We start from the raw sequence: 22,421 nt of genomic DNA on the forward strand, positions 1-22,421 counted from the left end.
GAGTCTTAGGAGGCGGCTTGAACGGTGATCTCCGAGAAGCCGGCCTGGCTCTTGCCGCTGGTGGTTCCCAAGGTGGAGATCCACACCAGCAGGTTCGACGTCGGGGCGCCGGCCTTGACCGGGATGACGTTATGACCGGGCTTGAGGGTGAACGCCGGGGCCAGCACGGTGGTGTCGTCCAGCTTCGAGGGCGACGCTGTGGATGCGGCGCGAATCTCGACCTTGGTGCCGCTGCTCGGCGTGTCGATGCTGACCTGACCGATCACCGTGGGTTTCGGCAGCTGCAGGATCAGCCCCTCGCCCTGCTTGAAGCTGGGAAACGGCACGGCATCGGTATAGACCTCGGTCGCCCACGCGGTGGTGGGGTCGCCGTCGATCGCCTGCCCGGCCGTACCCGGATTGTCGGCATCGCCGTCGGGCGAAAAGACCGTGGCCCGAGTGGGTTTGACGATGCTGCCGGCCGGGGCGGGGTTCGGCGACGCTGAGGCGCTCGACGAACTCGGCCCGTTGAGCCCGAGCTCGTCCTTGTTGAGGCCGCCGCCGACATTGCCGAAGATCTTGCTCACGATCGACGCCAGCACCAACAACGCGACCACGATGACCGCGAGTGCCGCGGCGCCGCCGATGATCAGGTTGCGGCGTCGGCGGGCCAACGTCGCGTATTCCTGCCCGGTCGGCCGCGGCGCTTCGGGTGGCGGGGAGTCGTCGATGGGGCCGAGCACCTCGGTGCGGTCGGCGACCGCGGTGGCCTGCTGTAAAAGGTTCAAAAGGGTTGACGCACTGCGGATTCCGCCATCTTCCTGGACCGAACGGACGGCGACCGCCGAGATCTGGAAGGGAATGTCGCGATCGATGGAGTTGGGTTCGACGGGTAGGCCCGATGCGTCCCGCTCGGCCGGTGCCAGCCCGCTGCGCACCCCGAACTCCGGCAGCGGCCATCGGTTGACCAGTAGGGCGTACAGCGAGGCGCCGATGCCGCGGATGTCGTCCTCCGGGTTGGCGTCGGGCATCGTCGCCGGGTAGGCCAGCACCACATCGCCGTCGATGCTGACCCGAACCCGGCTGGGGTGATCGATCGACAGGGCGACGCCCGCGCGGTGAGCGGTGTCGGCGGCCGCGGCCAGCGACTGCATCGCCCGCACGGCGCCGACGGCCGAGGGCGCGGTATCGGCCACCTCTTGCAGCGAGCCGCCGCGGATCCACTCCGCGACGACCAGGCCACCATGACCGGTGTGGACGACGTCGAGCACACGGGCGATGCCGGGCTTGTCGATACGGCTCAGCCGCAGCGTGCGGGACAGGATCTCCTGCAGCACGTCCTCGGGCAGGGCGCCCTCCGGATCGACGAACGTCAGCGCCACCTGCCGGTCCAGCGCGGTATCGAGTGCCTGCCAGAACTGCAACGGCGGCGCGCCGCCGTGGAAGACCAGCAGCCGGTACCGTCCCCCGGCGATCCGGGCGCCGGGAACCAGGTGGGCGTCATCGCCCGACGATTCCGCTGCCCGCTCGCGCGCGAGATCTCCGTTGCGCGGCGGCGATGGTTCGGGCTTGCGCCCGGCCGCAATGTCGGGCTGGAAGTCGTCGGCTGCCGGCCTTGGTGTTTGAGGGGGTCGGTCGCCACCCGAACCCAAACCGGACCCAGGGCCCGCGGCAGCGCTCTCCAAGGGGCGGTCGGTCACCTCCGGTCCTTTCGCTAGCCGGGCGTCGCCTGCTCGATCCGGAGGCCGGCGCCGGATCGGCTCCTGGACCGCAGCTACCCCCGGCGGGGACGAATTCCTCTGCTCAGGGTACGTGACCGGGCCCGGCTGAGACGATCCCCGTGGGCCGGCGGGCGGCCGGGATTCCAGGGCGGCGGCCGGCCTGGCGCCGCGACCGCCGACCCGGCGACGGACGGCCGCCATCGCCGCCACCGCCTCCGGGACCTGCGCGCGAACCATGACCGCCACCATGATCGGCGCCATGATGCAGCCCAGCACCAACAGCCGCAGCAGGGAACCGGCGGCGCCGCCCTGTGTGGTCAAGGCGGCCAGCCCGAGCAGCCGGTCGGCGATGTGGGCGATCAGGCCGGCCAGCATCGACGCGACGATCGTCACCAGGATCGTCCGTACCTCCGCAGACCCGACCAGCTGACCGCCGGCCGGCAGCAGCGTGCGCCGCAGCAGGTAGTAGCCGACGAGCGCACCGGCGAAGAACCCGAGTCCGTTGGCCAGCCCGAGGTAGCCGGCCACCAGTTGAGGATCGCTGGTCAGGTGCGGCGCGAGCACCGAACCGGCGATCTTGACGGCCGTGATGACGAGGATGATCACGATCGGCGTCCAGGGCTGCTCGCGCGCGTAGAACACCCGCAGCTGCAGGAGGACCAGGCCGTACGGGATCAGCGTGAACGCCGACAAGGCGATCGCGGCGCCCAGGTAACCGGCGTCGACCCCGCCGAAGTGACCGTAGGCGAACAGCGCGCTGCCGATCGCGGGTCCGCCGACGGTCATGAACGCCACGATCGGAATCAGCGTGATCAACGTCAGCCGGGTGGCCAGTGACAGATCGGCGAGCACGGCTTTGGTGTCGTCGGCGGCCGCGTTGCGGCTCAGGCGCGGCATTACGACGGTCAGCACCGTTACGCCGATCATGCCGAACGGCAGCATCAGCACCAGCCAGGTGTAGTTGTAGATCGCCGGGCCGGACGCCGCCGCGGTGCTGGCGATTTGGTTTCCCACGACCAGGCCGAGCTGGCTGATCAGCACATAGAGCACCATCGCGGCAGCCATCGTGCCGAACCGCTTGAGCCGCTCGTCGATTCCCCACAGCGGGCGCAGGCTGACGCGCTCGCGGCGCAGCGCGACCAGCAGTACCGCGGTCTGCGCGTACACGCCCAGAGTGGTGCCGATAGCCAGTACCAGCAGCTTGGTGTTGCCCATCCGGACGGGATCGACCGACAGCTCGCCGGGGACGACCAGATACACCGCCAGCGTCACCAGCGCGACGACGTTGTTGACGACCGGCGCCCACGCCGTCGGCCCGAACACGTTGCGGGTGTTCAGGATTGCCATGAACACCGACGTCAGGCCGTAGGCCAGTACCTGCGGCAGCAGCAGGTAGGCGAATGCGGTGGTCAGCGGCTCGTTGACCTGCGGGGTGCGGCCCAGCATCAGCCGGACCAGCAGCGGCGCGGCCGCCACCGACACCAGCGTGGCGAACAGCAGCAGCGTGGTAGTCACCGTGACCAGGCGCCGGACGAACGCGGCGCCGCCGTCGGCGTCGCTCTGCTCGGCCCGCGCCAGCACCGGCACGAAGATCGCCGTGAACGTCGCTTCCAGCACCAGCGCGGCGACCAGGTTCGGCAGCTGATTGGCCACCGAGAAAGCGCTGGACAGCGCCGCACCCAGGATCGCGGCCAGCAGCACGATCCGGCCGAACCCGGTGATCCGGCTGACCAGTGTCGCGAGCGCCATCGCCCACGACCGCGATACCAACGCGGCGTCGGACAGTTCCACGCGCCGCGTGGGCAGGTCGGTCACCGGCGGCAGGGGCCCCGTCGGCGCCGGAATCCGGCCCGGCGGCCCGGACGGACGTGGTGGCGGCTGCTGCCGCTGCGGCGGTTGCTGAGGATGGGACCGCCGGTAGGCGGGTTTCATACGCGGTGCTCTTCGTCGACGCGTCCGCCGACCTCACGCCGCGTTTCGGCAGGATGGTGGTGGGGCGGGTCGGGGCGGTCCAGGTCGGCGCGGTCGGGCTGGCCGCGGAATCGGTGCCACAGGCGGCGGCCGGCGAGCAGCACCAGCACCGCTGCCGCGGTCATGGTGATCGCGAACAGCACCTTGCCGTAGGCGTTGGAGTGCACCGACATGCGCACCGGGTCGCCCAGCCGGGTGCCGTCCGGGGTGCGCAGCGTGACGTCGATCGCGACGCGCTGGGTGAAGTTCACTTCGATCGGCACCCGCAGTGGCAGGTAGCCGGGCGGCAATTCGATCTGCCCGACGTCGGTCACGGTCATCCCGGGTGGGGCGTCGACCTGCAGGCGGACCTTGATCGGCACGGCCAGACCGTTGTGCAGCGCCAACGGCAGCGGACTGTGCTCGGTGGCCAGGGTGTAGGAGCCGCCGGGGTTGACGATCGTCACCGCACCGAACAGGTCGTTGATCGTGTTGCCGACGACCGCCAGCCGCTGCTGGGCCAGCCCGTTGCGGGTGTCGGGAGGATTGGACTGGCTCAGCGCGCGCAGCATGTCTTCACGCAGTGGAGCGGTGTACTGGACGCCGGTCAGGCCGGTGCGCTCGTCGGTGCTCAGCGCGGAGGTCAGTTTCCACAGCCTGGCGGTCTGACCGTTGATGTCGGCGATGACGTTCTCGCCGAACCTGCCGCGCTCGGGGCTGGCGACGTCCAGCGGCTGCGCCGGCTCGGTGCGGGCCCCCTCAACGGCCTGGGCCTCGGCGATCACCGCCGGCAGCGGCCGCGGCACCCCCAGGCCGGAACGGATCGTCGTTGCCAGCGCCGTGAGGATCACCTGTGCGTCGTCCGCGCCGAGGTTCCACGTCGCCGGCGGAACCAGGAGTTGGGTGCGCGGCGGGGCGTCTCGATCCAGCGCATGCCAGAACATCGAGCCCAGGGCGTCTTGGCGGCGCGCGGTGTTGGAATCGTGCGCGAGCCGAACCGTCAGCGACGGGTCCAGATAGGTCGGCGCGCCGGGGTTGTTGCCCGCCCCGGCCAGCGCCGCACCGACCGCGGGGTCGAACGGCGCGACCACCACCTGCGGGGACAGCCGCCGCGGCGCGGTGTCGACGCCGTCGGGCCCGGATGTCTGCGGATCCGCGGCGACGAGCTCGCCGGCGGCCACCGCGACCGTGCTGTTGTTGGCGCTGAGCAACTTCACCGTGTCGCCGGTCAGCGGGCCGTCGGGCAGCAGCGTGGCGCCGCGGGTCGAGGAGATGTCGAGGATGTGGTCGACGATGTCACCGACGCTGGTGGTGGCAATCGCGCTGAGGCCCGGATCGTTGACGCGCTGCAACGCGTCGAGATCGGCCTGCGCGTAGGGCAGCGGTGCGACGCAGGTGCGCCTGCCCAGCGCGCGCAACCGGTTCAGCCAGCCGGTCGCCGCGGTCTGCCCGGTGCCGGGGTGTGTCGGGGTGCCCGGCTGTTGCGCCGGCCCGTCGGGGGAGTTTGACACGACATAGCCGGCGGTCATCGCGTTAACGGTCACCAGCAGGTCCGGGTCGATGGCCAGGCATAGCGCGCGGCCGACGGCGCCATCGGGGTCGACGTCGTGGCTGGTCGCGACCTCGGCCGCGGACAGCAGGATGTCCAGCCGGCCGCCGGTAGCCAGCGAGGAGGCCAGGTCGTCGTCGACCAGCCGGACGCCGATGGTGCCGCCCGGTTGGCCCGGGGACAACCGGGGGCGGTCGGCCAGCGGCCACAGCATGGTGACCCACACGGGTTTCGAGGTGTCCGGCGCGACCGCGGACTCCAACGCGTCGGCGTGGTCGGGTGGCACGCCGATCACCGGCAGCAGGAACCGCGCATTGTCCAGCCGGGCGGGGGCGCCGTAGTCGGGTGTGCCGTTGGCGTTGACAAGCAGTGGATAGATGCCCGGCTGGTCGATTCCCAGCGACGGTTTGGCCAGCGAGCGCAGCGGCGCGGACAACGTGAAGCCGACCTCTTGGCCGCGCTGGAGTTCGGGCGCCACCGTGAGAAAGTCGGCGGCCGGCTGGTATTGATCGGTGCTGCCGTCCAACGAGGTCCGCAAGCCCGCCGATGCGGTGACCGCGGCGGCATGTTCGAGCCGGACCATCACGTCGCGCACCGGGCGGTCACCGATGTTGGTCACCATTCCGCTGACCGTGACGACCGGCGGGCTGGTCGTGGTGACGACGTCCGGGGTCACCTGGTCGATGCGGACCCGGACGAACGGCGTCGAACCGGGTTCGTTGGCCGCGGCGCGGGGCATGCCGATCGGGCCGGTGAGCACCACCGCGAAACCGGCCACGATGCCGATCACGACGGCAAGGCGCAACGTGGCGGCCCAGCAGAGTCGTGGCGCGGTCACGGGCCCGGCCCGTGACCGTTCTTACGACCGCGGGGCTTGTCGGCATGCCGGGTTCGGGAATGGGTCTGCGGGTTGCGCCGGGGCGTGCTGGGCGGCAGCGGTGGAAGCGCGGCGGGACCGTCGGTCTGCAGCTTTCCGATCAGCTCATTGGCGACCTCGGCGAGTCGACGTTCGTCGGCGTAGGCCAAACGCGACGGCAGCTCCTGGATCGGAACCCACGCCACCTCGGCGACTTCCAGGTCCTCGTCGCACAGCTCGCCGCCGGAGAAACGCATCAAATAGTGGTGCACGGTCTTGTGCACACGGCGGCCGTCGGTGACGAACCAGTAGTCGATGCGTCCGAGTGCGGCCAACACGCTGCCGCGGATCCCGGTCTCCTCGGCGACCTCCCGAATGGCGGTCTGCTCGGCGGTCTCGCCGAGCTCGATGTGCCCCTTGGGCAGCGACCAGAGCATTCGTCCCCGCCGGTCGATGCGCCCGATCAGCGCCGCGACCTGCGCGTCCATCGGGCCGTCGATGCCGTCGATGACCAGGCCGCCCGCGGACGTTTCATGCACGGTCCGCAGCCGCTCCGGCACCCGGCGGGTTGGGCGCGGTCGACGCCTGTTGGTTGTCGCCGAGTCGGCGGTCACTTTGGCGTCGGCGTCGTTTTCGGACGCGCCTACACCGCCACGACCGCGACGGCGCCCCCGACGCCGACGTGGTTTGGCTTGTTCGCCATCCGACACCCAAGCGATAGTAGCTGGCACGAGCTGTTCTTCTGGACACACTCGCCGCTGGTGCGGGCGCGACGACGGCCCGCCGACGACTAGGCTGAATTGTCGGGCTCCTCAGCGGGCCGTGCCTGCCCGCATCGTCACACGACTAGGCTGATCGAACGTGTCTGAAGCCGCCGACGATGTAGAGCTGCTGACGTCGGCTTGGATTGCCCTCAATCAGCATGCCGACGTGCTGGGTGGATTGGGCGCCTTGTTCGAGGCCGCGGGCCACGACTTGTATCTGGTCGGCGGATCGGTGCGCGACGCGCTGCTGCGCCGGTTGAGCCCCGATCTGGACTTCACCACCGACGCGCGGCCCGAGCAGGTGCAGCAGATGGTGCGAGGCTGGGCCGACGCGGTCTGGGATACCGGCATCCAATTCGGCACCGTGGGCGTCGGCAAGGACGAGCACCGCCTGGAGATCACCACGTTCCGCGCGGATAGCTACGACCAGGTGTCACGCAGTCCCGAGGTGCGCTTCGGTGACCGCCTCGAAGATGACCTGCTGCGCCGCGATTTCACCGCGAACGCGATGGCCGTGCGCATCACGTCGGCCGGCCCGGGAGAATTCCTCGATCCCCTCGGCGGTTTGGCGGCGCTCAAGGCCCGCGTACTGGACACCCCCGCGGCGCCGTCGGTGTCGTTCGGCGACGATCCGCTGCGGATGCTGCGCGCCGCGCGGTTCGTCTCGCAGCTCGGGTTCACTGTCGCCCCTCGGGTGCGCACGGCGATCGAGGAGATGGCCCCGCAGCTGGCCCGGATCAGCGCGGAACGCGTGGCCGCCGAGCTGGATAAGCTGCTGCTCGGCGCCGACCCGGTGGCCGGCATCGACTTGCTGGTTCAGACCGGGATGGGCGAAGTTGTGCTGCCCGAAGTCGGCGCCATGCAGATGGCCATCGACGAACACCACCAGCACAAGGACGTCTATCAGCACTCGCTGACCGTGCTGCGCCAAGCCGTCGAGCTCGAAGATGACGGCCCCGATCTGGTGCTGCGGTGGGCGGCGCTGCTGCATGACATCGGCAAGCCCGCCACCAGGCGCCACGAAGACAACGGCGGCGTGAGCTTTCACCACCATGAGGTAGTCGGCGCCAAGATGACCCGCAAGCGGATGCGGGCGCTCAAATACTCCAAGCAGATGGTCGACGACGTCTCTCAGTTGGTGTATCTACATCTGCGGTTCCACGGCTACGGCGACGGGAAGTGGACCGACTCCGCGGTACGCCGCTACGTCACCGACGCCGGACCGCTATTGCCGCGGCTGCACAAGCTGGTCCGCGCCGACTGCACCACCCGCAACAAGCGCCGCGCCGCGCGGCTGCAGGCCAACTACGACCGGCTGGAGGCGCGCATCGCCGAGCTGGCCGCCCAGGAGGATCTGGCGCGGGTCCGTCCCGATCTGGACGGCAACCGGATCATGGAGCTGCTGGACATCCCGGCCGGGCCGCAGGTCGGCGAGGCCTGGCGGTTCTTGAAAGAGCTGCGCCTGGACCGCGGGCCGCTGACCGACGAGGAAGCCACCGCGGAGCTGCTGGCCTGGTGGCATTCGCGCGGGAACGCATAGCCGGGGCGGCCGCGAGTTCTAGGATTTGCCCATGCCGTTGGGGGAGGGGGCGCAATTCGCGGGCTATACCGTGATCCGGCCGTTGGGGATCGGCGGTATGGGTGAGGTGTATCTGGTGCGCCATCCGCGGCTGCCGCGCTTTGAAGCTCTGAAGATACTGCGCGCCGACGTCTCGGCGGATCCCGACTTTCAGCAGCGGTTCAACCGGGAGGCCGAATTGGCGGGCAGCCTGTGGCATCCCCATATCGTTGGCGTGCACGACCGCGGTGAATTCGACGGTCAGTTGTGGATCGCGATGGATTATGTCAATGGGCCTGATATGCGCGCGCTGATGGATCAGCACCCGGGCGGTATGCCGGTGGACCAAGTCGTGGCGGTGGTGACCGCTGTCGCCGCGGCGCTGGACCATGCCCATCACCGCGGGCTGCTGCACCGTGACGTCAAACCGGGCAACATCATGATCAGCCGGCCCGAGGACGGCAGTCCACCCCGAATTCTGTTGAGCGACTTCGGCATCGCACGCCCGGTCGACGACAACACGGGGCTGACGGTGACTAATGCGACCGTCGGGACGGTGGATTACTCCGCGCCCGAGCAGCTGCTGGGACATCCGATCGACGGCCGGGCCGACCAGTACGCGCTGGCCGCCACTGCCTACTACTTGCTGACCGGCGCGAAGCTGTTTACCGGTACCAGCCCGGTCGCGGTGATCAGCGCGCACCTGACCGCGCCGCCGCCGCTGCTGGGTGCGCGCCGCCCCGAATTGGGCAGTGCCGACCCGGTTTTCGCGCGGGCGCTGGCGAAAAACCCCGCCGAGCGGTTCGCTCGTTGCGGCGATTTCGCCACGGCGCTGGCTCGCCAGCTGCATCACGCCCCACCCGCCGAGCCCCCTCGACCGGCCCCCGTAGCCCCGCCGACGCACGCCCCGGCGATGCCGGCCCCGCAGTTCGCGCCGCCGGCCTGGCCGGGCCCGGAACAACGTCCGCGTCCGCGTCGATGGCGAGCCGCCGCGTTGGTCACGGCCGGGATTGCGGTCGTCGGCGTCGTTGCCGCCATTGCGATCCCACGACTGGTCGATCACGCGCACCCCGCGCAATCGGAACCGCAGCTACAGGAAGCCGCCCGGCTGGCCGGACAGCACTACCTGGAGGCGCTCGCCCGCGGTGATGCCGCGGCCGCACTTGCGTTGAGTGTAAACCCGACGGCGACACCACAATTCGCGACCAGCGAGGTACTGCGTGCCCAGCTCGCGGCCGCGCCCATCACCGACATCACCGCCACGGCGGCCCCGGTGGCTGCCGGCGACGACCCGCAGCAGGTGCAGTACCTGATGCTGTCCGCCAGATTCGGCCCGACGTTGTCACAGGCCCGCATCGCCGTGCACCGCAAGGGCGACGAATGGAAACTCGACACCGCCACCGTCGCCGTCGATATCGGACCATCCGGCAGCAAGGACGCATCGCTGAAAGCGGTTGCGCTGTGGGGTGTTCCGACCGACGGCGCATCGCCGGTCGCAGTGTTTCCCGGTGCAATGTCGGTGTCGTCCAGTAACCGCTACGTCGACATCACCGCGCCGACTCCGCCGGTGTTTCTCGACGCGCTCGGCGGCGCCACCGACCGGCCGACCATCAAGCCGGTGGCCACGCTCAACGATGCGGGGAGCCAGGCCGCCAAGGCGGCTTTCGACACGTGGACCCACAACTGCTACCACGGCGTCGAACCGACCGACGATTGCGCGCGCCTGAGCCCCGACAACCCTACGATCGCTACGGAGGGCTCCGGCGATTTCAGCAAGGCCACCTTCAACTTCGACGCCGCCAGGATGGTGGTCGCGATCGGCGGCACCATCGTGTATCAGGGACACGCGGCCGGCGTACCCGACTACACCGTGACGGAGAAACCCATCGGCATCGTCGACCTCACTAAGGAACCCCCGGTATATGTGCGCACCGAAAAGCATGGATAAACACCGGTCGTCCGTCGCTCGACGAGCCTAAGATGCGCGCATGCCGTTGAGTGAGGGGGCACAGTTCGCGGGCTATACCGTGGTGCGGCTGCTGGGGGCCGGCGGTATGGGTGAGGTGTATTTGGTGCGCCACCCGCGACTGCCGCGATTCGAAGCGTTGAAAGTGTTGGCCCCCGAGGTATCGGCGGATCCTGGCTACCAGCAACGGTTTAACCGTGAGGCCGAACTCGCGGCCGGGCTGTGGCACCCCCATATTGTGGGCGTGCAGGACCGTGGCGAGTTCGAGGGCCGGCTGTGGATCGCGATGGATTACGTGGACGGGACCGACCTCGACGCGCTGATGGACGAGCAATACCCGAGCGGGATGCCGGCCGAGGAAGTGCTGGCGATCGTGACCGCGGTCGGCGCGGCCTTGGACCATGCGCATCACCGCGGTTTGCTGCATCGCGACATCAAGCCGGCCAACATCATGATCAGCCGGCCCGACGACGGCAGTCCGCCGCGAATCCTGTTGTGTGACTTCGGTATCGCGCGTCCCGTCGATGACACCACCGGTCTGACGGTGACCAATATGACGGTCGGCACCGTGCCGTACTGCGCTCCCGAGCAACTTTCGGGTGGCCCGCTCGATGGTCGCGCCGACCAGTATGCGTTAGCCGCTACCGCCTACTACTTGCTGACCGGGGCCAAGCTGTTTCCCCATGTCAACCCGGTCGCGGTGATCAACGCGCACCTGACATTGCCCGCACCGCTGCTCGGTGGGTTGCGCCCCGATTTGGCCAGCGCCAACGGGGTTTTCGCACGCGCCTTGGCGAAGAAACCCGCCGAACGGTTCGAGCGTTGTGGCGATTTCGCCGCCGCATTGGCCACCCACATGCCGCGCGTCGCTATGGGCCACGCGCCCCTCTCGCCGACCCCGGCGCCGGCATCCGAACAAACCCTGCCCGGGCCCGCGGTAGCGACTGAAGCCACTCGCCCGATCACACCGCCCCGCCCGCAATACCCGCCGCCAAGCCCGGCCGGTTACCCCAGTCCACACATGCCGCCTCCGCCTTCGTGGGGCGCGCCGCCCCCGTTCAACGTCCGCCCCCAACAACCGCGCCGCCGCAAACGGCCTGTGGCACTGGTTCTTTCGGTGCTGGCTGTGCTGGCCCTGCTCGCAGGGGCGGGTATTTTCGCGGCAAGCGAGATCATCGGCGGCGACGACACGAAACGTGCCGAGCAGGACCGCGAAGCCGCCCGGTTGGCCGGGCAACACTACCTGGAGGCGCTGGCGGTCGGCGACGCCCGCACCGCGCTGTCGGTGGCGGCAGATCAGCCAGCTACGCCGCAGCTGCTGACCGACAAAGTACTGCGCGCCCAGCTGGCTACCACACCAATCACCGAAATCAAGGTCACCACCGATCCAGCTCCGGACCCGGGCACCCCATCCGATGCCCAGCGGCTGGTCTTGGCCGCGAAATTCGGCGTCACGCCCACCCAGGTCGTGATCTGGGCGCACAAGAAAGACGGCCAGTGGAAGCTCGACACCACCACCGCCGCGCTAGCAGTGGACAATCCGCCTGACGCGGTCGAAGCGATGAAAACCGTTGCGATCTATGGCGTAGGGACGAACGGCGCCAATCCCATCTCGGTCTTTCCCGGCATTGTTCAGATCGGATCAACCAATCGCTTCATCGATATCACCGCGCCGCCGGAACGAGTGCTGCTCGAGGCGCTTACCGCACCGGCGGCCAGCCGACCGGTCATCCACCCGACTGTCGCACTCAACGATGCGGGTCGCCAGGCGGCCCTGGCCGCCGTGGATGCCCAGCTCCGCATCTGTTTCAAAAGCGGTCCCAAGCCGCCGGAGTGCTGTCCCAAAGATGGCTGCAAGCCCCAGCCTGCCCCGCCTCCGGGAGTCGAGCCGGACAGCGAGACACTCGAGGACCTTGAGAACACCCAGGGCATGACTTACGACCTGGACCCCAACACGATGACGGTTCATGTCTCGGGTGTCTTCAACTACCGGGCGCAGGTGATTCAGTACGCCAAACCGGCGATCTTCCGGGACGCCGTCACCGTGCAGGACAGCCATGTCGACCTGACCAAAGACCCGCCGGTCTGGTTTCGCAAGCCGGGGAGCTGACCGGCCTTGGAACCACCGACAGCCGACACGCGTCGGAAAGGTCATGGATTACTGCCTGGCAGGCGATAACGGCGCGGCAATGTGGCACGGCCAACCCGACCTCGACCTCGATCACGACGGCCGTCTCGAATCGATCGGGCTGGACTTCGACCACGACGGCATGCGCGACGATGCGTTGGCGGATTTCGACGGCGACGGCGTCGTCGACCACGCCGTGCTCGACCTCGACAATGACGGGACGCCCGAGGCGTACTTCACCGACGACGGGTCGGGAACCTGGGCGCTAGCGGCGGACCGGGCCGGGGGATTGCGCTGGTATGGGCTCGACGGGATCGAGCACACGGGTGGACCGCTGGTTGACTTCGACGGACGCGGGCAGCCGGACGATCGGCTGGTGGACGTCGACGGCAATGGGGTGGCCGACCGGGTGCTGTGCACCGACGAGACCGCCACGACCGGTTATGTGGATACCGACGGCGACGGGCGCTGGGATGTCCGGTTATCCGATACCGACGGTGACGGGTCGGCAGATGGCGCGACCCGCCTTTGACATGGTGTTTTGTGGCTTTGCCGAATGGGTAAATCAACGCCTGTGCAGCAGGCAGAACAACTGAAGTGACAGACCCCGATCCCTGTCTACACTCTTATCCATATCCGGTCGGGGAGGCCTAGGAAATCGAGGGAGAAAAACATGGCAAGTTCAACCGTTGTTACACCCGATCTGCTGCGCGCTTCGAAGCAGAAGATCGAATCGCGACTGCAAGAGGCGGCGGCCATCGCCAACCAATATTTGAGCGGACACGAAAACGTGGTCAGCGCCGCCGGGTGGACCGGTCAGGCCGGGTCGACGTCGCTGAACACCGCCGGCCAGATTCAGCACGACCTGCAGCAGATCATGACGGGCGGTAACCGGTTGGCACACGGGCTGGGTCAGGCGGCCACGCTGATGGAACACCACGAAGCCGATTCCGCCCACAACCTCAACGGTGTGTTCGGCGGAGTTCAGTCCGCCTAGTCGGCAATCCTAAAAGCTTATTTACCGTAAGGAATAACCAAAATGTCAGACCAGATCACGTACAACCATGCCGTCGTCAGCGGCCTCACCGGTGACATCGCGACTCAAGCCGCGCAGCTGATGGAAATTCACGACGACGTTCTGCACATCACCCAGTCGCTGGCGGAGTTCTTCCAGGGCCACGGCGCCACGTCGTTCTTCGACGCGCAGCAGCAGATGCTGCACGGGCTGCAGGACATGATTCAGACGGTCAGCCTGCACGGGCACACCGTGGGCAATGTGCACGATGCCGCCATCATCGCAGACAACGCGATGGGCAACCTCTTTCACCAGGCGTAGTCCGGGCTTGGCGGGGCGCACCTAGCGTGCGCCCCGCACTTGGCTTCAAGGGAAGACCGTGCTGACCACCTCTCTAGACGGCCTCTGGGTCCTACAAGTACTCACCGGCATCGAGGTCCTGGCTCCCGAGATGGGGCTGCGACCCCATCTGCCCCGCGTCGAGCCCAAGCATCAGGCGCTGGCCCACCCGGTGACCGCGGAATTGCGCGCCGCCGGCGCGATCGACGAAACCGGCTCCGTCGACGGCGCGATCGTCGAATGGCTGACCGTGCTGTCGCGCCGCGACATCGGACTGCTGGTGCACTTCCGGCTGGCCGACGACGGCGAGCCGGCGCGCGCGCTGCTCGCCAGGTTCGCGCAGTGGTGGGTCGCCATCGAACGATCGGGAGATCTGGTCCGCATCAGTGGGGCGGGCATCGCGAACAACGAGGGCACGGCCAGCGCGGCGCTCAATGCACAGATCGAAAGACTATGCGGCGCAAGTGATCCCGCGCCGCTGCGTCCGGTCACGCTGGATGCGGATGCGATGCGCGCCACCGCGACCGACGAGCGATCACTGCACGAGTTCCTGGACAGTCAAGGGCTCGATGCCGATCAGGTGCACATGCTGAAACTGGCCACCGATCCCAGCCGCTCGGCTCAGGCCTCGTTCGTCGCCCTGCAGTCCGGGGTGGAAACCGGCCTGCCGACCCGGACCCATTTCGAACCGGGGGCGGTGACGATCATCGATACGACAGAGGGACGTGTTGTCGCCGAACAGGTTTCGTCCGGGGGCAAGAACTGGATGATCATCGCGCCGGGGACCAAGAACAACATCGGTACCGCGATCTACCAGATGGTGCGGCGGCTACCGGCCAGCGAGGAATGGCATTCGTACCGAAAAGTCGTGTAGTCGAAAGGCAGTCCGAAAATGATAGCATCGGCATCGTGACGAATCCGTGGACGGGCTCATCCAATTCTCCGGAACAGGGCGGACCGACGCGGCGAGAAGCGCCCGCCGCGCAGTATCAAAATCAAGACTCAGTATCCGGCACATTACGCATTTCCGATATGGTCGCCCCGCGCAAAATTCCGCCCGGCGGAGGCTGGCGTAAATTCCTTTACCAGATATCGGGCCATGTCATCAACTTCGGCGAATCGCCAGCCGAAAGGCACTACCGCGAGCTGCAGGAGCGCATCCGCCGCCACATCCGCAAGCAGTACGTGGTCGGGGTCGTCTCGGGAAAAGGCGGCGTCGGTAAGACCACGATGACCGCTTGCATCGGCGCGGTGTTCCGGGAATGCCGGCCCGAAAACGTCGTCGCGATCGACGCGGCCCCCGGCTTCGGCACGCTGGCCGGGCGGATCGACGAATCTCCACCCGGCGACTACGCGGCGGTCCTCAACGACACCGACGTGCAGGGCTACGCTGATATCCGAGAACACTTGGGGCAGAACAGTCTTGGACTCGACGTGCTGGCCGGCAACCGTGCGTCCGACCAACCGCGGCCGTTGGTCGCCTCGATGTTCTCCGGCGTGCTGTCGCGGCTGCGTCGCACCCACACCGTGATCGTGGTGGACACCTCCGACGACCTCGAGCACCCCGTGATGAAGGCGGTGCTCGACGCGTGCGACACCCTGGTTTTCGTGTCCGGTCTCACCGCCGACACCTCCTTACCGGTAACCCGAGCCATCGACCTGCTGCGCTCGATGGGCTACCACGAGCTGGTGTCGCGCAGCATGGTGATCCTGAACGACAGTCGCGACAAATACGACGCGGAGGCGCGCACCTATCTCACCGAGCGTTTCGCTCAATCGGGCGCAACGGTCGAATTCATGCCGTACGATCCATTCCTTGCAAAAGGCGGCATAATTGATACCCGGCATGAGCTGAAGAAGAAAACCCGCCTGCGGATATTCGAAATCACCGCGGCATTGGCCGACAAATACATTCCAGATGCCGACAGGCCGCGTTAATGACCCCATACGTGGGTAAGGTCTCGTTTCCAGCCCGCTGTGCGGTCGCGGTCGTATGTGGAGAACATCTGGTTTCACAGGTCTATCCGGCCTCGGTCCCGATCGAGGCCTTCATCGACAACGTCGTCGAGCTACTCAACGAGGAACTCAAACGCCGGGGGTTCATCGGACTCGAGTCTGGCATCGGATACGAACTCCACAAGGCCAACGGAGTTCGGCTGGACGTTACGAAGACGCTCGACGAACTGGGCGTCGAAGACGGCGCCACACTCACGCTGGTCCCCGCGGTCGCGGGTGAATCGTTCGAGCCGCAGTACGAGTCCCTGTCGACCGGTTTGGCCCGGGTCGGCAAGGCCCTGTTCGAGCCGGTAACGCTGCAGACCGCCGCGCACACCGCGTTGGTGATCTTGGCGTTGGTCTCGCTGACCCTGTTGGGACTGGCTGTGCGCCAACGCTTCTCGACAGACTCACTGATGCCCACGATCGTGACCGGGACGGCCGGTCTGCTGATCGCCGGTGGTGCGACCACGGTATGGCGGTGGTGGCCGCACCGCAGCGACATGGTCGACGGGCTCGGCTGGATCTCGTTGCCATTGCTCACCGCCGGCGTGGCGTCCGGCGCGCCGGGTCCGGTCGGGGCCGCCCACGGCTTTATCGCCGCTCTGGCGGGCGCGGTGCTGACCTGTGGAATCACGTCGGCGACGGGGCGGCACGCGAATGTGGCCGCGACCGTGGTGACCGTACTGGGGCTCGGTGGCGCGGCCGCCGCGGCCCGGATGTGGTGGCCCGTGCCCGCGCAATGGCTGGGCATGTGCGGGCTTGTCGCCCTGTTGCTGTTGCTGACCATGGCCCCGACGATCGCGCTGTGGGTCGCGCGGATCCGGCCGCCCTATTTCGGCTCGATCACCGGGCGCGATCTGTTCCGGCGCAGCGCGGGCCTGCCCGCCGACGCGGTGTCGCCGGTGGAGGAAGGCAGCGACGACGACGCGAATTCCGACACCACGCCGCGCGGTGCCCAGATCGCGCTCGCGGCGATCCACGCCAACAACGTACTGACCGGAATCTGCGTGGGAGCGGGGCTGACCCTCCCTGTCGCGGTGTGGGCCACCCTGATGCCGGGCCACGACCGCGGCCTGCCGGCCGCCGTGCTGGCCGGCCTGTTCGTGGTGATCTTCATCAGCCGGGGGCGGGCGTTCGCCGACAAACGACAAGCGATCGCGCTGGTCTGCGGCGCGGCTGCAGCATTGTGCGTCGGCGTCGCGAAATACGTTCTGCACGAGCCCACTTCATCGGGGTACGGGCTGTTGTGGGGCACGCTGGTGCTGGCCGCCTTCGGCGGTGCCGGGCTGCTGGCCGCCCTACTCGTGCCGATCACGCGGTTCACCCCGCTGGTGCGGATGACCGCCGAATGGGTGGAGATAGCAGCGATCATCGCGGCCCTGCCGCTGGCCGCATGGATCGGCGGATTGTTCACCTGGGTGCGCATGCGATGACCCCGATGGCGCTCACCGGTCGCGCAATGACCCAGCGGGTCGCCGCCTCGGCGCTGACGAGCCTGCTGGTCGCCCTGATAGCGGGATTACCTGCGGCCCAGGCGATTCCACCACCGGTCGTTGATCCCGGCCGGGTACCCGCCGACGGTAAGCCCGCGTCCGATCAGCCGATGCGGCAGTCGTTCACCTGTGCCCGGACGATGACCGTCGCCGATCCGAACGTGGCCCTGCCGGCGCCCGGTTTCACGATGCTCAACGTCAGCAAGGCCTGGCAGTACTCGACCGGCAACGGCGTGCCCGTCGCGGTCATCGACACCGGCATCAACCCGAGTCGCCGGTTGCCAGTGGTGGCGGGTGGTGACTACATCATGGGCGGCGACGGTCTGAGCGACTGCGACGCGCACGGCACCGTCGTGGCGTCCCTGATTGCCGCTGCGCCGCAAGGCACTCCGATGCCGGCTCCGATGCCGAGCGCTCCGGCCTTCCCGCCACCGGCGGGCCCGCCGCCCACCGATGCGGGAGCGCCGCCGCCCGGCGGACCGCCGCCCCCGCCCGCACCTCCGCCACCGCCCTCACCGGTGACGATCACCCAAACGGTGGCACCACCACCCCCACCGCCGCCGCCACCTGACGCGCCGTCGAACGGGCCGGGGGATCCCGCGCCCGGACAGCCCGACGATCCCGAGGTGCCGCCGCCGCCGCCGGGTGCACCCGACGGAGTCGCCGGCGTCGCGCCGCACGCGACCGTCATCTCCATCCGCCAGTCCTCGCGTGCCTTCGAGCCGGTGAACCCCGGCGGCGGCGACTTCGAGGGACGTAAGAAGGCCGGCACCATCGCGACGCTGGCCAGCGCCATCGTGCACGCGGCGAACATGGGCGCGAAGGTGATCAATATCAGTGTGACAGCCTGTGTTTCGGCCGCCGACCCGCTGGATCAGACCGCCATCGGCGCCGCCGTGTGGTATGCGGCCACGGTCAAGGACGCGGTCATCGTCGCCGCGGCCGGCAATGACAACGAAGAAGGCTGCGCCCAAAACCCAACCTTCGACCCACTCAACGCCTCCGATCCGCGCGACTGGCACCAAGTCAAGACCGTATCGTCGCCGTCCTGGTTCTCCGACTATGTGTTGTCGGTGGGCGCGGTCGACAACGCCGGTGCGCCGATCAACAAGAGTCTGGCCGGACCCTGGGTCGCCGCGGCGGCACCCGGCGTCGGGATCATGGGGCTGTCGCCGGAAACCGGGGGACCGGTCAATGCCTATCCGCCGATCCGGCCCGGCGAGAAAAACATGCCATTCTGGGGCACCAGCTTTTCCGCGGCGTACGTCAGCGGGGTGGCCGCGTTGGTGCGGGCCAAATATCCAAGCCTGTCCGCGCACCAGATCATCAACAGGATTCTGCAGACCGCGCACAATCCACCCCGCGGGGTTGACAACCAGGTGGGCTACGGCGTCGTGGATCCGGTGGCCGCGCTGACCTTCGATGTGCCTGCCGGAGAACGGCTTTCCCCCGCGGCCGCCAGTCGTATCGTCCATCCGGCACCGCCGCCACCACTACCGGATCACCGCGCCCGCAACGTCGCGATGATCTTCGCCGGGGTCGTGGCGGCGGCGATCGCGGTCGTCGCGCTGATCGTTCGGGCCAGGCGCGAGCGATGACCGCCGCCACGAAGCTGACGATCATCGTCGCCATTTTCATCGCCGCCACGATCGGCTGGGCGGTCGGCGGATACCCCGGTGCGGCAGCGGGTTTGGTGATCGGTATCGCGGTCGGCGTGATCCCATGGCGCGGCCAGCCAATGTGGTCCTGGCTGATTCTGTGGCTGCGGCGCCGTCGCCCGATCGCGTGGACCGAGCCGCTCACGGTGGCCAATGACCGTGCCGGCGGCGGCATCCGCTATCAGGACGGCGTCGCGGTCGCCGCAGTCCAGCTGCTCGGAAAGGCGCACACGCCAACGCTGTTCACCGGTTCGACCGCGACCTATACCGAGAACTCCTTCGACATCACCGAGCTGACGCCGCTGCTACACCAGAGTCTGGGGCTCACCCTTCATTCGCTGAGCGTCGTCACCGCGGGCGCCCGCCGCCGCAGCACGGGTGACTATCCGCGGGTGTATGACACGTTGATCGGTACGCCGCCCTACGCGGGCCAGCGCGAGACCTGGCTCATCGTGCGCATCGCGGCCCTGGACAATGTCGAGGCGCTACGCGGTCGCACCTCGGTCGGTACCGCCACCCTCGCGGCCGCCCAGCGGATCAGCGCGGCGCTGCGCCAGCACGGCATCCGCGCCAAGGTCGCCACCGCCACCGACATCGTCGAGATGGAGCGGCGGTTGGGCCGCTCCGCGCTGGACGTCACGAATCGGCGGTGGCGATCGGTGCGCGGTGACAGCGGGTGGTTGACCACCTACTGGTACCGCCCCGGCGACATCACTTCGGAAGCGCTGGCCGAAGCGTGGTCGGCACGCGTCGACGGGATTGTGCAGAACGTCACGCTTTTCAGCTCCCAAGACGGGGTGGCCACCGCGACGGCGACCGTCACCGTACGCAGCGCCCAGCCACCGTCGGCATCGTTGAGCATGCGACTGAAGACTCTGCGGGGCGAGCAGGCGCAGGCCGTCGCGGCCAGTCTGTGCGGTCCGCTGCCGTCGTTGCGTGGCATCCGTCGTGGTGTGCTGCACGGTCCGCTCGTCGTGCCGATCGGACCGTCGGGTGTGTTGCTCGGCAAGGTCGCCGGCGGGAATCGGATGCTGCTGCCGCTCGACGACGCCGGGGAGTTCAGCCGGGTGCACATCGCCGCGGAGGACGCGCTGGCCAAGCGGTTCATCATTCGCCTGGCCGGTGCCGGCGAGCGGATCACGGTGCACACTCGAAACATGCAGCGGTGGGCCAGTGTTCGGATGCCGGACGTCGCGGTGACCGATCAGCCGAAGCCGGTGTCGGGCACCACGGTCAGCGTCGTCGACGGCAGCATGTCGCCCGCGCCGCGACCGAACACCCTCATCTCGATCGGCGGTCCGGGCGAGCCGTACCGGGGAACCGCAAACGTGTTGATCACCCAGACGGGTCCGGCCACGGTCGATGTGATCGCGGCCGATGGTCGCCTGCATGCGGTGGAAGTGGAGCTGTTCCGCGCCGAGAATAGATACGTATCGTCGGAACCGATGGCATTGCGAACCCCTGATCTCGAAGCGGTGGACACCCCATGACCAGCAGCACGACGCCGGCCGCCGCGCGAAAGTACTTCGACGCGGCGATGGCGTTGCTCGACAGCGATCCCGCCGCGGCCGCGGCCCGGTTTCGGGAGGCGACGGAAGTCGACCCGTCGATGGCCGACGCGTGGCTGGGCCGGATCGCCGCCGGTGACGAGGCGTTGTCGACCATCGAACAGCTCTACAACTACGGCGGCCGGCTGCACCGGGAGACCAACCGGATCGGGGCGCGATTGTCCGCCCCGATCAAAGCCGGGCCGTATCTGTCGATTTCGGTCACCGAGGCATCGCATGCGGGCCTGGCACTGGCGAGTGCACTCATCGACGATCGCCAATACGAGAAAGCTGAAGCGCTGCTGGGCGATTCGACGCTGCTGGACACCTGGGAGAACCACCAGTGGAAGCAGTACATCGAGTCGTATCTGATGTTCGCCACCCAACGGTGGCCGGACGTCATCTCGGTCGCCGCGGCCATCCTGCCACCGCAGGCGATCATCATGTCCGCGGTGACCGCGGCCACTTGCACGCTGGCCGCCCATGCCGCGGCCCATCTCGGGCAGGCACGCGTCGCGCTGGACTGGACCGACCGGGTCGAGCTGCGCGCCGGGTTCGGCGGCCCGACCGAGACGCGCCGTCAGCACCTCGAAACCGCGGTCACCGCAGTCGATCCCACCGACTTCCCGTTGATCGCCGCCGACCTCGCCTATGTGCGCGGGATGGCACATCGCCAGCTCGGCGAGGAGCCCAAGGCGCAGATCTGGCTGTCCAAAGCGACGATCAACGGCGCATTGATCGAGCCGGCCAAGCAAGCGCTGGCCGACCCCGCGCTGCAGCTGGTCGTCACCGACGAGGATGCGATCAGTTCTCGCACCAACAAATGGGACGTGACCACCGAGCTGTCGGAGCAGCAGCGACAGGAAGAGGAGAACCAGGGGCGGCGCACCGAACTGCTGCAGGAGGGTCGCGCGCTGCTCGACAACCAAGTCGGATTGGCCGACGTCAAACGCGCGGTCGCCGAACTGGAAGACCAGATCGAGGTTCGCGCACTGCGTCTGGCGGCGGGCTTGCCGGTGGCCAATCAGACCAACCACATGCTGCTGGTCGGACCGCCCGGCACCGGTAAAACCACCACCGCCGAGGCGCTCGGCAAGATCTACGCCGGCCTGGGCATCGTGCGCCACCCGGAGATCGTCGAGGTCAAGCGGGCGGATTTCTGCGGGGAGCACATCGGTGCATCCGGGCCGAAGACGAACGAGCTGATCAACCGGTCGCTGGGCCGCATCCTGTTCATGGACGAGTTCTATTCGCTGGTGGAACGCCACCAGGACGGTCGGCCGGACATGATCGGCATGGAGGCGGTCAACCAGCTGTTGGTGGCACTCGAGGTACACCGGTTCGACTTCTGCTTCATCGGCGCCGGATACGAAAAGGAAGTCGACGAATTCCTCACCGTGAACCCGGGTCTGGCGGGCCGATTCAACCGCAAACTGCGGTTCGAGTCCTACACACCCGACGAGTTGGTGGAAATCGCGGTCCGCTACGGCAAGCCCCGCGCCACGGTTCTCGACCCCGCCACCCGCGAGGCGCTGACCGCCGCCTGCGCGACATTGCGCGCCTATCGTGCCCCCGATGGGCAGCACGGCATCGACGTCATGCACAACGGCCGGTTCGCGCGCAATGTCGTTGAGCGTGCGGAACGATTGCGCGACTCGCGGGTGGCCGCCCAGCACCGTGTCGACAAAGGCTCGGTGACGGTAGAGGATCTGCAAACGCTGCGTACCCAGGACATCGTTGCGGCGGTGAAGGACGCGTGCGCGGAAAAGCATGTGCCGATAGTGCTTTGATCAGGCCCGATTCCTGAGTCGTTGCGCGCGGGCGCGCGGGTGGCCAGCGTTGCGGGAAACCCGTTGTCGGCGCTGCCGGAAAGCTTAAGATGCACGCAGGCCCGCGACCG

General features: G+C 68.1%; 15 protein-coding genes. 12 read left to right on the plus strand and 3 right to left on the minus strand.

Annotation, left to right across the window (positions count from 1 at the left end; translation table 11 throughout):
* Positions 1-5: 5 nt before the first annotated feature.
* The 3 genes from ACAG21_RS18120 to ACAG21_RS18130 are packed head-to-tail and all read right to left on the minus strand — an operon-like array spanning position 6 to position 6,765.
* Positions 6-3,632, minus strand: a complete 3,627-nt coding sequence (locus ACAG21_RS18120) for a lipid II flippase MurJ (RefSeq protein WP_370497643.1) — start codon at positions 3,630-3,632, stop codon at positions 6-8.
* Positions 3,629-6,037 (minus strand): DUF6049 family protein, encoded by a 2,409-nt coding sequence (locus tag ACAG21_RS18125; RefSeq protein WP_370497644.1) that lies wholly within the window; start codon positions 6,035-6,037, stop codon positions 3,629-3,631. Before ACAG21_RS18125 ends, ACAG21_RS18120 begins: the two co-directional genes overlap by 4 nt.
* On the minus strand, positions 6,034-6,765 hold the full coding sequence (locus ACAG21_RS18130) for an NUDIX hydrolase (protein WP_370497645.1): 732 nt from the start codon (positions 6,763-6,765) through the stop codon (positions 6,034-6,036). Before ACAG21_RS18130 ends, ACAG21_RS18125 begins: the two co-directional genes overlap by 4 nt.
* Positions 6,766-6,916: 151 nt before the next feature.
* On the opposite strand from ACAG21_RS18130, the gene ACAG21_RS18135 reads away from it, so the two are divergent.
* From ACAG21_RS18135 to eccA, 12 genes are all read left to right on the plus strand, one after another.
* A complete protein-coding gene (locus ACAG21_RS18135) occupies positions 6,917-8,359 on the plus strand; it encodes a CCA tRNA nucleotidyltransferase (RefSeq protein WP_370497646.1) in 1,443 nt (480 codons plus the stop codon).
* 31 nt (positions 8,360-8,390) lie between these two features.
* Complete coding sequence (locus ACAG21_RS18140) at positions 8,391-10,325, plus strand: serine/threonine-protein kinase (protein ID WP_370497647.1); 1,935 nt, start codon at positions 8,391-8,393, stop codon at positions 10,323-10,325.
* 40 nt (positions 10,326-10,365) lie between these two features.
* Positions 10,366-12,453, plus strand: coding sequence for a serine/threonine-protein kinase (locus ACAG21_RS18145; protein ID WP_370497648.1), 2,088 nt, complete (start codon positions 10,366-10,368; stop codon positions 12,451-12,453).
* A gap of 43 nt (positions 12,454-12,496) precedes the next feature.
* Complete coding sequence (locus ACAG21_RS18150; protein WP_370497649.1) at positions 12,497-13,003, plus strand: pullulanase; 507 nt, start codon at positions 12,497-12,499, stop codon at positions 13,001-13,003.
* Positions 13,004-13,144: 141 nt separating this feature from the next.
* Positions 13,145-13,468, plus strand: a complete 324-nt coding sequence (locus tag ACAG21_RS18155; RefSeq protein WP_370497650.1) for a WXG100 family type VII secretion target — start codon at positions 13,145-13,147, stop codon at positions 13,466-13,468.
* 42 nt (positions 13,469-13,510) lie between these two features.
* Positions 13,511-13,807 carry a WXG100 family type VII secretion target gene (locus tag ACAG21_RS18160; RefSeq protein WP_370497651.1) on the plus strand — a complete coding sequence of 99 codons (297 nt, stop codon included), beginning with the start codon at positions 13,511-13,513 and terminating at the stop codon, positions 13,805-13,807.
* A gap of 58 nt (positions 13,808-13,865) precedes the next feature.
* Positions 13,866-14,699, plus strand: a complete 834-nt coding sequence (locus ACAG21_RS18165; protein ID WP_370497652.1) for an ESX secretion-associated protein EspG — start codon at positions 13,866-13,868, stop codon at positions 14,697-14,699.
* 35 nt (positions 14,700-14,734) lie between these two features.
* Positions 14,735-15,763: a MinD/ParA family protein gene (locus ACAG21_RS18170; RefSeq protein WP_370497653.1), complete on the plus strand. Its 1,029-nt coding sequence runs from the start codon at positions 14,735-14,737 to the stop codon at positions 15,761-15,763.
* Complete coding sequence (gene eccD / locus ACAG21_RS18175; RefSeq protein WP_370497654.1) at positions 15,763-17,256, plus strand: type VII secretion integral membrane protein EccD; 1,494 nt, start codon at positions 15,763-15,765, stop codon at positions 17,254-17,256. The genes ACAG21_RS18170 and eccD overlap by 1 nt, the downstream gene beginning before the upstream one ends.
* Before the next feature lie 5 nt (positions 17,257-17,261).
* Positions 17,262-18,914, plus strand: coding sequence for a type VII secretion-associated serine protease mycosin (gene mycP, locus ACAG21_RS18180; protein WP_370497823.1), 1,653 nt, complete (start codon positions 17,262-17,264; stop codon positions 18,912-18,914).
* Entirely contained in the window at positions 18,911-20,464 is a 1,554-nt protein-coding gene (gene eccE / locus ACAG21_RS18185; RefSeq protein WP_370497655.1) for a type VII secretion protein EccE, read from the plus strand. The genes mycP and eccE overlap by 4 nt, the downstream gene beginning before the upstream one ends.
* Complete coding sequence (eccA, locus tag ACAG21_RS18190) at positions 20,461-22,311, plus strand: type VII secretion AAA-ATPase EccA (protein WP_370497656.1); 1,851 nt, start codon at positions 20,461-20,463, stop codon at positions 22,309-22,311. The genes eccE and eccA overlap by 4 nt, the downstream gene beginning before the upstream one ends.
* Positions 22,312-22,421 lie beyond the last annotated feature (110 nt).

This window comes from Mycobacterium sp. pR1184, assembly GCF_041287235.1.
Taxonomy (GTDB): Bacteria; Actinomycetota; Actinomycetes; order Mycobacteriales; family Mycobacteriaceae; genus Mycobacterium.

Bases quoted from the DNA above. Each gene is read 5' to 3' on its own strand.
- ACAG21_RS18120 (WP_370497643.1), bottom strand. From the start codon at position 3,632: ATGAAACCCGCCTACCGGCGGTCCCATCCTCAGCAACCGCCGCAGCGG.
- ACAG21_RS18140 (WP_370497647.1), top strand. From the start codon at position 8,391: ATGCCGTTGGGGGAGGGGGCGCAATTCGCGGGCTATACCGTGATCCGG.
- ACAG21_RS18145 (WP_370497648.1), top strand. From the start codon at position 10,366: ATGCCGTTGAGTGAGGGGGCACAGTTCGCGGGCTATACCGTGGTGCGG.
- ACAG21_RS18150 (WP_370497649.1), top strand. From the start codon at position 12,497: ATGGATTACTGCCTGGCAGGCGATAACGGCGCGGCAATGTGGCACGGC.
- ACAG21_RS18155 (WP_370497650.1), top strand. From the start codon at position 13,145: ATGGCAAGTTCAACCGTTGTTACACCCGATCTGCTGCGCGCTTCGAAG.
- ACAG21_RS18160 (WP_370497651.1), top strand. From the start codon at position 13,511: ATGTCAGACCAGATCACGTACAACCATGCCGTCGTCAGCGGCCTCACC.
- eccD (WP_370497654.1), top strand. From the start codon at position 15,763: ATGACCCCATACGTGGGTAAGGTCTCGTTTCCAGCCCGCTGTGCGGTC.
- mycP (WP_370497823.1), top strand. From the start codon at position 17,262: ATGGCGCTCACCGGTCGCGCAATGACCCAGCGGGTCGCCGCCTCGGCG.
- eccE (WP_370497655.1), top strand. From the start codon at position 18,911: ATGACCGCCGCCACGAAGCTGACGATCATCGTCGCCATTTTCATCGCC.
- eccA (WP_370497656.1), top strand. From the start codon at position 20,461: ATGACCAGCAGCACGACGCCGGCCGCCGCGCGAAAGTACTTCGACGCG.